Here is a 10,121-nt window from a genome sequence, read left to right as displayed (position 1 = left end):
GGATCGGGACGCGGCGCGACGACCAGCGGACGCGGGATCGGGGCCGGAGGCGGTGGCGGGGCCGCATTGTTGATCACCCGGGTGAGCACCACCGGCGGGAAGGCGGGCGGCTTTTGCGGCTGCGGCACCGGCGGCGGCGGTGGGGCATTGAAGGTCCAGGCCGCCTCGTCGCCATCGGGCAACGGCGGCGCGCCTTCCACCGTCGCCGTCTGGCACAGGCCACCGAGGGTCAGGCCGAGGGCCAGGGCCGCTTCGCAGAACAAACCCATCACGCCCCTCCGCTATAACGAATGCACAGGAACCGGGTGCCGGACTTGAGGGTGATCAGCGGCTGGGTGCTCTCGATAATGTAGGTGGTCCCCCGAACCCGGGTGTTGACCAGTTCGTCCAGCCCGTCCACCACCACATAGGCGGTGGGCAGTTCCAGATCCCGCCAGCGTTCCCCGAAACGGACGTAGGTGAACACATCGTCCCGGAACACCGTCTCCGGCTTCAGATCGTCACTGCCCGAGAGTTCGTAATCGCCCCAACCGCGCAGCTTGTCCGGATCGAAGGGCACCGTCTCCACAAAGTCGTCGGGCAGCGGTTCCGCCGGGGTATCGGACAGATCTGAGGCCGCCGATGTGCCTGGGGGCGGCAGCTCCAGGGTTTGAATATCGGTTTTGCCTGCCGGGGCGATGATCGGCGGCGCATCGACCGCCCCCTCGATGCGCACCACCAGATCGGGCAGGGTATCGGCATTGAACCCTTCGGCCCGCAGATAGAAGGGATACAACGCGCCGGAACGGCCATGCACCACCATGTTGCTGTCCAGGCCGAACCCGGCGGGCATCACCGACAGACGACGCGGGCCGCGCAGGGTGACCTTGAACGCCGCCGGATCGCCCAGGTCGGCACGTTCGATCTTCTCACCCTCCGGCAGTTCGATCACCGTCACCATGCGTTCGCGCAACCGCACCCTATAAGTACAGTCGGCACAGACCAGGGTGCGATAGACCCCGGCGGTCTCGTCGGCCCGGTCCCAGGCCGCCTGGATCTGACCGCCGACGCTCAACCGCAGCAGCTCGCCATAGTCCCCGTCGGCTTGCCGCTTGGCTTGCGCCACAGCGGACTCCGGCACCGGACGCTGTGGCCCGCCGTTGGGGAACGGCGTCTGCGCCACGGCGGAGGTCAGGGGGGTCAACGACAGTAAAAGAAGAAGGGCCGTTCCGTTGCGCCGACTGAATACAATATTATTCATGAGTTGGCCCTTTCCTTGAGAACCAGGTCGAGCACGGTGATGCCCAGAGGGTTTTCGTATTTGTCCGCCGCGCGCACGGTCTGCGGACGCAGGGTCAGGTTCAGATAGGCCCGCAGCTTCTTGCGCTCGATCTCCGCCCCGTCCTTGTGGTCGGTCTGCACCAGGTCCACCGCATACTTGTAGGTGCCGCCGAAGGAATCGATGCGGTCCAGGCTTTCCACGGTGATCGAACGGGTCAGCCGGGCGTCGAGGGCATCCTGCACCGCGCCGCTGTCGATACGCTCGCGGCGGAAGCGCTCGTAGAACGCCCGGTCGGTCATGGTGAAGGCCTGACGAAAGCGCTCCGTCTGGGTCACCGTGTCGATCTCCAGCAGCATCCGCACATAGCGCCGGGCCATGTTCTCCAGCAGCACGTCCAGCCCCTGCACCGTTCGTTCCACCGGCTCGATGCGGTACAACCGGTTGTCGTCCGGATCGGTGCGCACCAGGGCAATCTCGGTGGTCTTCAAGGGCAACAGATGGGCGAAGGCGCTGACCGTCACCGACAACCCGCCCAGCAGCGCGACGTTCATCGCCACGCTCAGGCGCAGCAGCCAGGCCAGACGCCGATGGGCCACCCCGAAGCTGTACGGATCGGCCCGGAACACCGCCGCATGGCTCACCGTCCGGTTCTCGTCCAGGGGGGTCAACTCATCCATTTGAAGCCTCTTCCGTCGAACTGGAGGGGCAGGCAGGCACAAGGGCTTTGGCGCATCTCGTCGGCCCCGGAACCCTCGTTGGTCGGCATTTCCACCTGTGGGGTGACGGCACAGCCGCCCAATCCAACGACGGCCAGGAGCAGCAGCAAAAGCACCAGCAGAACATTCCTCATGACGGTCAACTCCTTCATGGCTTTGCGTTGATGTTGCGGACCCGGTTCAAGATTTCAGCGGCGCGGGTCGAGACCTGCTCAAAGGCCGCGATGGGATGGCTTGCGGCCCCGGCGGTCCAGCCGGTGGCCTGAGCGGCACCACTGGCCGCCTTCCCGAGAACCATCGCCGCAGGTCCGCCCGGCATGGCGACGAGGCCCTTCTTGGCGAACGAGAAGGCCGTGCCAGCGATCCCCGCCGTCAGGACTCCTGCCGCCGTGTTGGTGAGGGCCGATCCGGAGATGGAGTTGGCGAGGCCGGTGGCTTCGGTCATAAAGGCGGTGCCCATCCAGCCCAGGGCCATGGCCAGCAGCAACGCCGTGTTGTTCATCGACAGGTCTTCCTGGTCGAAGGTGACCGGATCGCCGACATTGAGTGCCGTCGTGCCGTACATGACCACGGCCAGGGCGGCGGTCGATGCAAACAGGACCATGAACGACGAGATCAAAGTACGCATGCCGCTGACCGCCATGCCGCGCCCCCAGCCGAAGCCAAAGCCCAGCATCAGATAGGGACTGAAGGTGGCCAGCATCATGATCCGGAAGATCGACACCACCACCTGGCTGAAGTAGACGATGAGCAGCAGGAAGTACGGAACGACCAGCGCGATGGCATAGAAGATCGGCAGGGTGTTGGTGAGCGAGGTCTTGCGGGCCAGTTGACCGGCCAGGCCGAGCACCTGCATGATCCCGGTCTCGGCTTTCTCCACCAGGGCCGTCATGCCTGCAAGGCCACTCGGTTGCACTGAGGATTGCCCCGCTTCGCCGACCGACAGGGCGACGCTCGCGGCCGATCCCATCACCGACAAAGAGGCCTGATAGATGTTGTTGACCAGCCCCGGACCCTGGCCCGTCAGCAAAATCCATGCTATAAATACGAAGACGAACTCCTTACCAAAGGCTGCGAGATCGGCCTGCCCGAGGATCATCTTGAGACCGTGAATCACCACCCACAGACCGACCAACGACAGAAAGAGCAATTGCATCGGATCGACCAGAACCGCACTCAAATCCTGCGTGAATTGATTGGCCAGATTGACGTATTCGGTGACGATCTCGCAGGTGAAGCAATCTATGGCTCTCATTCGTCCTTCTCCTCTCCGTCCCCGGCCAAACGGCTGTCCAGCGGCACCCCGGCTTTCATCACGTAGGCCGACTGCACCTTCAGCAACTGCGCCAGGATCTGCGTCTGTTGCGCCATGGCCCGGGCCATCAGCACCTGCCCCTTGGCGATGACCGCCAGCCGGTCATTCTGATCCTTGGCCGCGTCGGCCGCCGTCTCCAGTTCGCCCGCCGCCTTGTTCAGGGCTTCCGCTCCTTGCGCTGCCACGTCGCCCTGACCCAGGCCCTTGGAGGCCGCATCAACGATCATGTTGTCGCGCCGCACCTCCACCGCCTTGCGCGCCTTTTCCTGGTCCTCCCAGGGTTTGGCGGTGATCGTCTTGGGATCAATCCACAGGGTTTGCCGATAGGCGTCTCCGGCCTCGCAGATGGAGGTGAAGTCCATGTCCTCAAACTCGACCGAGGGCATGAGCTTGCTCAGATCGGGCACCAGACATTGGGCATCCTGCCGCAGGTCGCGCCCGACCTTGGCCAGATTGATCAGCGGCAGGGTGATCTGTCCCATCTTGCCGAGGGCGTTGAGCTGTTCCTGAGCCTTCTTCGACAGCTCGGTGAGCTTGTCGATCTGCTGCTGCATTTTGCTCAGCTGGTCGGTCAGCTTGCCGATGGCCGTGGTGTCGATGACCGGATATTCAGCCCGCGCCGGACTGGCGACGGCGAGCAGCAACAGTAGCGGCAGGGTCTTTTTTGCCCGTCGTTCAACTTCTCCGATCCATTCCACCAGCAGCTCGAAGTAGCCGTCGTCCCAGCCCCTCACCCCGAGGAAGGACAACCGATGGCTCACCGTCGCGGGGGCGATCTTGAGCTTGAGCGCGATCTCCCGGTTGCTCTTGCCCTTGCGGCGCAGACCGACCAAGGCCAGGTCCCGCTTCAGGGTCCAGTGGGTCACAGATGATCCGGCCATGCCGCCCCCCATTGTGCCTGAAGGGCCGCCAGTCGCCGGTTGGCGTCCGGTCCGGCCTGATAGAAGCGCAGCGCCGCGCCCAGGGGCCGCAGGTCCACGTCGATGATGGCGCTCTCGTCGAAGCCACTGGCCGCGTCACGCTTGATCACCAAGGCCCGCCGCTCGCCCGGACGCCGCTCTTCCCCATCGCCGCAGACGAAGGCGATCTGTTCGTCGTTCAGCTTGAATGGGCGCAACGAGGCTTCGCTGGCCTGACTGTTGGGCAGGAACAAAAAGGTCGAGGTGTTCTCGATGAAGGCGTCTGCCCCCGGCGACTTGAACAAGGCCGCCGGGTCCTGGAAGGCCAGACCGACCGAGCCGTTGAGCTTGCGGTACTCGCGGAACATCTCCATGGCCAGATTGCGGAAGCCGTCGTTCTGCAACAGCTTCGCCGCCTCGTCGATAAAGATGGTGAAGCCCTTGGCATGGCCTGCCGCCCGATAGATGGCCGAGGCGATATGCGCCACCACCGGCGGACCGACCACCGGATCGTCTAGCGCCTCGTTCATGTTGATGCCGACCATGTGAGAGCGATCAAGGAAGCCGCCCAGACTGTCGTGCGGGGCATTGAATATGTGGCTGTTCAGGCCCCGGTTGCCTTTCTCGTCCACCACCCAGCGGGCAAAGGCTTTGCGCAACGCCGTTTGCTTCTCGAAGGCGAAGGGATAGATGGTGTTGAGACTGCGTTCCGGCGGCTGCACGGTGAAGGCCAGTTCCACCGCATGGGCAAAAGCCGCGTCGTCGTCGTCCCCCTCGCCCCTTCCCGCGACCATGGCCTTGAGGATGGAATAGATGCGATGCCGGTTGGTCGGCGTATCCTCCCCCACGTCGAGCGGGTTCAGCGCCAGGTCGTCATAGCCCTGATAGACACCGCCCAGGGCCTCGACCATGAACCGGGCCCCCTCCTTGGAATCGAAGATGTAGGAACGCACCCCCTCGAACTTCGCCAGGCCGCCCAAGATATGCATCATCAAGGTGGACTTGCCGCCGCCGGTGGGCGCGAAGACCAGATAGTTGCCGCGCGACTTCGGCTTCTCCGAGACATGCAGTTGCAGGGCATAAGCCTGCCCCGAAGGGGTGCGGAACAGGCGCACCGGTGCCGCCCCATACGGCCCCTCGGTCATGCCGGTGGCCGAATGGGGAAAGGCCCACAAGGCGGCGATGTTTTCCTCGCGCAGGGTCAGCGGGCGCAGCAGGGAACTCATCCCCGGTCGCCGCGAGGTCCGGCGCGGCAGCCGGTCGAACCAGCACAGCGCCGCCGCCTCGGTCTCGACGCTATAGAGCACCCGGCGCTTGCCGAGCCGTTCGCCCGCCGCCTCGGTGAGAGCGTCCAGGGCCGCTTCGTCGGGAGCCCGCAAAATGATCTGGAACTGGGTATGGAACAGGGTCGTATGACCTTCGGCCAGCAACTGCATGGTCGCCTCGCATTCCGCCGCTACCGCCGGATTGCCGATCAGCCCGGTCTCTTGCGCCTGCTTCTTGCGCTTGAGCAGCATCAGCGCTTCCTCGCGTCCCCAGGGCTCGCAGAGCTGCGCCACCTCCACATCCCCATGCAGAGCCAGCAGTTCGCCGACCAGTCGTCCGGAGACCGCCTCCGGCCATTGGCGTACGGCCATCACCCGATGCAGTTGACGCGACGGCAGGCGGGCCGTGATCAGGCCGCTCCGCCGGTCGATGGACAGATCGGCGGCAGGCAGGTTGCCGGAGATCGCCCTGGAGACGGCGGGCAGATCCTGGCGCAGGTCGCCGCTGACCAGAAAGTTGAGGAACCCGGTCAGTTCACAGGGCGCGTCCGGATCTTCGGCCAGACCGAGCACCCGGGGGGCATAGTCCATCCCCATGGCCATCACCTTGCCCTGCCCCTCGTGCAGGGGGCGCAGACTGCGCGCCGACAGCACCAGATACCATTCGATGTGATAGGAGGACTGGAACAGCCCCCGTTCCGCCGCGCCGATCTCGGCCAGGGCCGGGGATGGCCAACGGGCCTCGAATCTCAGTTCCCGTCGCCGCTTGACCCCGAACAGTCGGATCGTCAGCCCCAGTTCGCCGAGCAGATGCAACAGCGCCGCCCGACCCTTGAGCATCTGCACCTGCTGCGTCTCCACCTTGGCATTGAAGTTGGAACCGCGCAGACGAAAGACCCGGAACAAAACCCCGTCCTTCAGCCGCACGGTCAGGCCATCCGGCTCGATGCTGTCCAGCTCCAGCTCGTCGGCCAGCCAGTCGTGATCGACCGCGCCGAGCATCAGCCGCCGGGCAGCGGGCACTACCAGACCGCCCGCCAGCAGGGCCGAGGTGCCGGTGAAGAGCAGCGACCCCCACATCAGCGGGGCGCTCCAGAGATCAACACCCGATGCGGGCGACCGCGCCAGAAGCGCTGACCCCGGAAAAGCAGGGTGGCGAAGTGCGGATCGGTGCGGTTCGCCTTGAACGGCAGCACCCAACTGACGGCCCCGACGGCCATGGCCCCGATCAGCGCCAGACCGATCAGATCGACGGCGACAAACACCCCGAAGGCGATGGTCGTCGCCGTGACAACCAGGATGAACATCTCCGGGGGCACGCCGAACTGGGTCAGCGGCATCTGTACCCCCCGCAGGATGACGCTCTGCGCCTTCATTGCGCCGTCTCCAGCAGGGCGCGCAGGGCCGCCGGACCGGTCATGATCAACAGACCGCCGATCACCACATAGCCGAACTTGGACCATTCCATGCGGCTGGTGATGCAGGCCACCAGGCCGACGATGATCACCCCGACCCCGACCGCCGCCGAGCCCATCTTGACCAGCCCGCTTTCCAGGCTCTCGATGAGGTTGGTTGCCGGGGCCACCCAATCGGCGGAACCCGCCGCCAGGGCCGGATCGGCCAGCGCAGCGGCGGCCAGCAGAACGAGCAGGGATTTGAACAAAAGGTTGGTGCTCATGGATCGTGTTCCTTATCGCAGAATGTGAAGAAGAACGGCCAACGCCAGGGCCACCGCGCCGACGTTGATCAGGGTGAGGACGCTCAGCAGCAACAAGGCGCTGCGCAGCCGTCCCCGGATGCGGTCGGCCAGGCGGACCTGAGCAGTCATCTGTTCGAGACGGTTTTCCAATCCGGCGGTCAGGGCCTTGTCGCGGAACGCCTCAATGGAGCCCAGGATCTCCGCCGAGAACCCCCGGGCCGCCGTGGCCACGGACGCCTGCAATACCTCCCCGTGCCGCGCCAGCAGCCGCTCCGTATCGGCCAGAAAGGCCCGGTGCAGGCTGTGCAGCAAAAGGATCGGATCGTCCGCCCCGACCGTCACCCGATGGACGCGCCACAGGTATTCCCGCAGCTCCTCCAGGGAGGCGTTCTCCGGCGGTGTGATCGCTTCGGTTCGGGGTGCGGGCAGGTCCATCAGAGCTGCGCCTTGTCCATGGCCTCACGCACCGCGCCCCAGACCATGCGCAGCCGTTGCCGGGCCATCAGGTTGAAGTCCCCGCTGGTCATGGCTTCGGCAAAACCGAGCCGGGCCTTCAGCATGGTCTCGATATCGAAGCCGAAGGTCTCGCGGCGCAGCTCCGGCAGCCGAACCAGGGCGATGATGCGCGCCATGTTCTTGCGGTAGAGGCCGGATTCTTCGAAGCTGACCGTCTTGCCGCCGCTGCGCTTCTCGACCCGCCCGAAGTATTCGTTCAGCCAGACGACGATGGGAGCCGAGGGAAAGCGCTCCAGAACCTGCGACAGGCCGAGCAGGGTGTCGTCGAAGGCTTGCCCGCCGGTCAGCACGCTGTGAATGCGCACTTCGTGCCCTGCCTCGGTCAGGATCTCCAGGGCGGCATTCTCCGCCGCATAAGAAACGAAGGGCAGAAAGGTCGCCGCGCCGTTGTCCACCACCACCACGGCCTCTTCCGAGGCCTCGACGATCTTCTCCAACAGCCCATCGAAGCAGCGCGGGTTCACCTCGTCCGCCGTTTCGCCGAGCCGCACCCGTTCCACGTTATAGGCCGGGAACCCGGCAAATGTGGCGTTCACCGGATCGGTGTCGAAGCACAAGGGCACTGCGCCGCGTTCCATGTGGTATTGGGCCAAGAGCCCGGCGACGAAGGACTTGCCCACGCCGCCCTTGCCTTGGAGCATCAGGTTGATCTGTGCCATTCAGTCTTCTCCATCGCTGTCGTTGGGTTCCCCCGTGTCGCCATCCCAGATCCTGGCGATCAGGTCTGGCGTGGCTTGTCGATTGAAGGTCACACGCGACGGCAGCCCGACCGGAGGAACCGGCGGGGCCGTCGTAGCGGGAACGTTCTTGTGAGGGCGGGCAAGGGGAGCAGTGCGCACAGGTACGGCCTGACCGGCCTTCTCCCGCGCCGCTTCGCTGCGCAGGGTGTTGACGTGCTGATAAAACGCACGTTGTTTGATTTTAATGCGACCTGCGTCGGTCAAAATCTCATGAATGCGTTTTACCGTATGGCCTGATTCGAGCAGCGAAAGGATTTCTCCTCGCAGTGCCAAGACCTCTAGAGCGGGATGAAGCCGGAGTGAATCGAAAGGGGATTCCCAAAGTCTCGCAATTCTGATTCAACATACTGGCTGGAAAAGGAGGCCAGTATGGATGACGAAACCCTATTCGAACGATCTCCGCGAGCGTGTGGTCGCCGCCGTTGAGGAAGGCGGCCTCTCTCGGCACCAGGCCGCGGCGCGGTTTGCCGTTGGTGTCAGTTCGGTCATCCGCTGGGTGACCCGTTTCCGCGAGACGGGCAGTGTTGCGCCCGACAAGATGGGAGGGAACCGGCCGAAGACAATCCGAGGAGAACACCGTGATTGGCTTATCCAGCGGTGCAAGGAGAAGGACTTCACGTTGCGTGGGTTGGTGGCGGAACTGGCCGAGCGCAAGGTGATGGTCGACTACCGCAGCGTCTGGGAATTCGTGCATGCCGAAAAACTGAGTTTCAAAAAAAAGCGTCCTTCCCAGGGAACAGGATCGGCCCGACGTGGCGCGTAAGCGTGAACAGTGGAAGGCGTATCAGGACCGGGTGGCCATTGATCGCCTAGTCTTCATCGACGAAACCTGGACCAAGACCAACATGGCGCCGCTCCGGGGATGGGCGCCGGTCGGCCAAAGGCTCGACGCCAAGGTGCCGTATGGCCACTGGAAAACCATGACCTTCCTCGCCGCGCTCCGCCACGACCGCATTGAGGCGCCCTGGGTTCTCGACGGGCCGATCAATGGCGAACGCTTCCGGGTCTATGTCGAGAAGGTGCTCATCCCCACCCTCAAGCCCGGCGATATCGTGGTCATGGACAATCTCGGCAGCCACAAGGGCGAAGCCATCCGCCGCCTCATCCGAGGCGCGGGTGCCAAGCTGTTCTTCCTGCCGAAATACTCCCCCGACCTGAACCCCATCGAGCAGGTCTTTGCCAAACTCAAGCATCTGCTGCGCAAGGAGGCCGCGCGCACCGTCGATGCGCTCTGCGAGGCCATCGGAAGGCTACTCGATGCCTTCCCGCCGCAGGAATGCGCCAACCTCGTCAGAAACGCCGGATATGGACCAACCTAAATTCATCCCGCTCTAGCTTGCCGTCGCCCCAGCGCATGTTGCGCCCTTTCGATCCCACATGTTGCATTTACAGCCTTGAAAAAGGCTGTATATTGCTCTGTGGAATCTAAGGGGATCGAATCTGGATCAACCGGGTGAGGTCTCTCCGCCAATTTTATTATCTATCTAATTGATAAATAATAAAATTATTTGGCGATTTGGCCTTTACCCATATTTTCACCCATACATCGCGGCGGCTATGACCGCAGCCGACTTCGCTACCCGAGCGACCTGACGGATACCTGCGTCGACAAATGCCATCGGGTCCGGGGGGGCTCCCGGTGCTTGCTCTGCGCCGCGCCCTGCCGTACAAAGCGGGCAGCATTCCCGATCCGCAGTTTCAAGGACTCGA

General features: G+C 64.0%; 12 protein-coding genes and 1 pseudogene. 1 reads left to right on the top strand and 12 read right to left on the bottom strand.

Annotation, left to right across the window (positions count from 1 at the left end; translation table 11 throughout):
* From ACYQ1P_RS17565 to ACYQ1P_RS17510, 12 genes and pseudogenes are all read right to left on the bottom strand, one after another.
* Positions 1–269: pseudogene (locus ACYQ1P_RS17565) on the bottom strand (TrbI/VirB10 family protein); the annotation flags it as partial.
* On the bottom strand, positions 269–1,240 hold the full coding sequence (locus tag ACYQ1P_RS17560) for a TrbG/VirB9 family P-type conjugative transfer protein (protein WP_460020104.1): 972 nt from the start codon (positions 1,238–1,240) through the stop codon (positions 269–271). The pseudogene ACYQ1P_RS17565 and the gene ACYQ1P_RS17560, both read right to left, overlap by 1 nt.
* Positions 1,237–1,938, bottom strand: coding sequence for a VirB8/TrbF family protein (locus tag ACYQ1P_RS17555; protein ID WP_460020105.1), 702 nt, complete (start codon positions 1,936–1,938; stop codon positions 1,237–1,239). Before ACYQ1P_RS17555 ends, ACYQ1P_RS17560 begins: the two co-directional genes overlap by 4 nt.
* Positions 1,926–2,111 carry a hypothetical protein gene (locus ACYQ1P_RS17550; RefSeq protein ID WP_460018330.1) on the bottom strand — a complete coding sequence of 62 codons (186 nt, stop codon included), beginning with the start codon at positions 2,109–2,111 and terminating at the stop codon, positions 1,926–1,928. The genes ACYQ1P_RS17555 and ACYQ1P_RS17550 overlap by 13 nt, the downstream gene beginning before the upstream one ends.
* Before the next feature lie 14 nt (positions 2,112–2,125).
* Complete coding sequence (locus ACYQ1P_RS17545) at positions 2,126–3,232, bottom strand: TrbL/VirB6 family protein (RefSeq protein ID WP_460020106.1); 1,107 nt, start codon at positions 3,230–3,232, stop codon at positions 2,126–2,128.
* Positions 3,229–4,173 (bottom strand): hypothetical protein, encoded by a 945-nt coding sequence (locus ACYQ1P_RS17540; protein ID WP_460020107.1) that lies wholly within the window; start codon positions 4,171–4,173, stop codon positions 3,229–3,231. The genes ACYQ1P_RS17545 and ACYQ1P_RS17540 overlap by 4 nt, the downstream gene beginning before the upstream one ends.
* Positions 4,155–6,536, bottom strand: a complete 2,382-nt coding sequence (locus ACYQ1P_RS17535) for a VirB4 family type IV secretion system protein (RefSeq protein WP_460021629.1) — start codon at positions 6,534–6,536, stop codon at positions 4,155–4,157. Before ACYQ1P_RS17535 ends, ACYQ1P_RS17540 begins: the two co-directional genes overlap by 19 nt.
* Positions 6,536–6,832 (bottom strand): hypothetical protein, encoded by a 297-nt coding sequence (locus ACYQ1P_RS17530; RefSeq protein WP_460018335.1) that lies wholly within the window; start codon positions 6,830–6,832, stop codon positions 6,536–6,538. Before ACYQ1P_RS17530 ends, ACYQ1P_RS17535 begins: the two co-directional genes overlap by 1 nt.
* A complete protein-coding gene (locus tag ACYQ1P_RS17525) occupies positions 6,829–7,134 on the bottom strand; it encodes a TrbC/VirB2 family protein (RefSeq protein WP_460018336.1) in 306 nt (101 codons plus the stop codon). Before ACYQ1P_RS17525 ends, ACYQ1P_RS17530 begins: the two co-directional genes overlap by 4 nt.
* Before the next feature lie 12 nt (positions 7,135–7,146).
* Complete coding sequence (locus tag ACYQ1P_RS17520) at positions 7,147–7,590, bottom strand: hypothetical protein (RefSeq protein WP_460018337.1); 444 nt, start codon at positions 7,588–7,590, stop codon at positions 7,147–7,149.
* Positions 7,590–8,330, bottom strand: a complete 741-nt coding sequence (locus ACYQ1P_RS17515) for a P-loop NTPase family protein (protein ID WP_460018338.1) — start codon at positions 8,328–8,330, stop codon at positions 7,590–7,592. Before ACYQ1P_RS17515 ends, ACYQ1P_RS17520 begins: the two co-directional genes overlap by 1 nt.
* Positions 8,331–8,684: a TraK family protein gene (locus tag ACYQ1P_RS17510; RefSeq protein WP_460021628.1), complete on the bottom strand. Its 354-nt coding sequence runs from the start codon at positions 8,682–8,684 to the stop codon at positions 8,331–8,333.
* A 100-nt stretch (positions 8,685–8,784) separates the two neighbouring features.
* On the opposite strand from ACYQ1P_RS17510, the gene ACYQ1P_RS17505 reads away from it, so the two are divergent.
* Positions 8,785–9,730 (top strand): IS630 family transposase gene (locus tag ACYQ1P_RS17505; RefSeq protein WP_460018340.1). Its coding sequence is split into 2 segments (ribosomal slippage): positions 8,785–9,123 and positions 9,125–9,730, totalling 945 coding nucleotides; the frame shifts between segments, so codons are not numbered across the junction.
* The last annotated feature ends 391 nt before the right edge of the window (positions 9,731–10,121 follow it).

The organism is Magnetospira thiophila, from assembly GCF_054657015.1.
The sequence above is the reverse complement of the archived record's forward strand: the minus strand, read 5'-3'. Positions and strand labels throughout refer to the sequence as shown.

What these genes read in the sequence shown, in the direction of transcription:
- ACYQ1P_RS17530 (WP_460018335.1), bottom strand. Translation starts at nt 6,832, where the DNA reads ATGAAGGCGCAGAGCGTCATCCTGCGGGGGGTACAGATGCCGCTGACC.
- ACYQ1P_RS17555 (WP_460020105.1), bottom strand. Translation starts at nt 1,938, where the DNA reads ATGGATGAGTTGACCCCCCTGGACGAGAACCGGACGGTGAGCCATGCG.
- ACYQ1P_RS17550 (WP_460018330.1), bottom strand. Translation starts at nt 2,111, where the DNA reads ATGAGGAATGTTCTGCTGGTGCTTTTGCTGCTGCTCCTGGCCGTCGTT.
- ACYQ1P_RS17560 (WP_460020104.1), bottom strand. Translation starts at nt 1,240, where the DNA reads ATGAATAATATTGTATTCAGTCGGCGCAACGGAACGGCCCTTCTTCTT.
- ACYQ1P_RS17520 (WP_460018337.1), bottom strand. Translation starts at nt 7,590, where the DNA reads ATGGACCTGCCCGCACCCCGAACCGAAGCGATCACACCGCCGGAGAAC.
- ACYQ1P_RS17515 (WP_460018338.1), bottom strand. Translation starts at nt 8,330, where the DNA reads ATGGCACAGATCAACCTGATGCTCCAAGGCAAGGGCGGCGTGGGCAAG.
- ACYQ1P_RS17535 (WP_460021629.1), bottom strand. Translation starts at nt 6,536, where the DNA reads ATGTGGGGGTCGCTGCTCTTCACCGGCACCTCGGCCCTGCTGGCGGGC.
- ACYQ1P_RS17540 (WP_460020107.1), bottom strand. Translation starts at nt 4,173, where the DNA reads ATGGCCGGATCATCTGTGACCCACTGGACCCTGAAGCGGGACCTGGCC.
- ACYQ1P_RS17545 (WP_460020106.1), bottom strand. Translation starts at nt 3,232, where the DNA reads ATGAGAGCCATAGATTGCTTCACCTGCGAGATCGTCACCGAATACGTC.
- ACYQ1P_RS17525 (WP_460018336.1), bottom strand. Translation starts at nt 7,134, where the DNA reads ATGAGCACCAACCTTTTGTTCAAATCCCTGCTCGTTCTGCTGGCCGCC.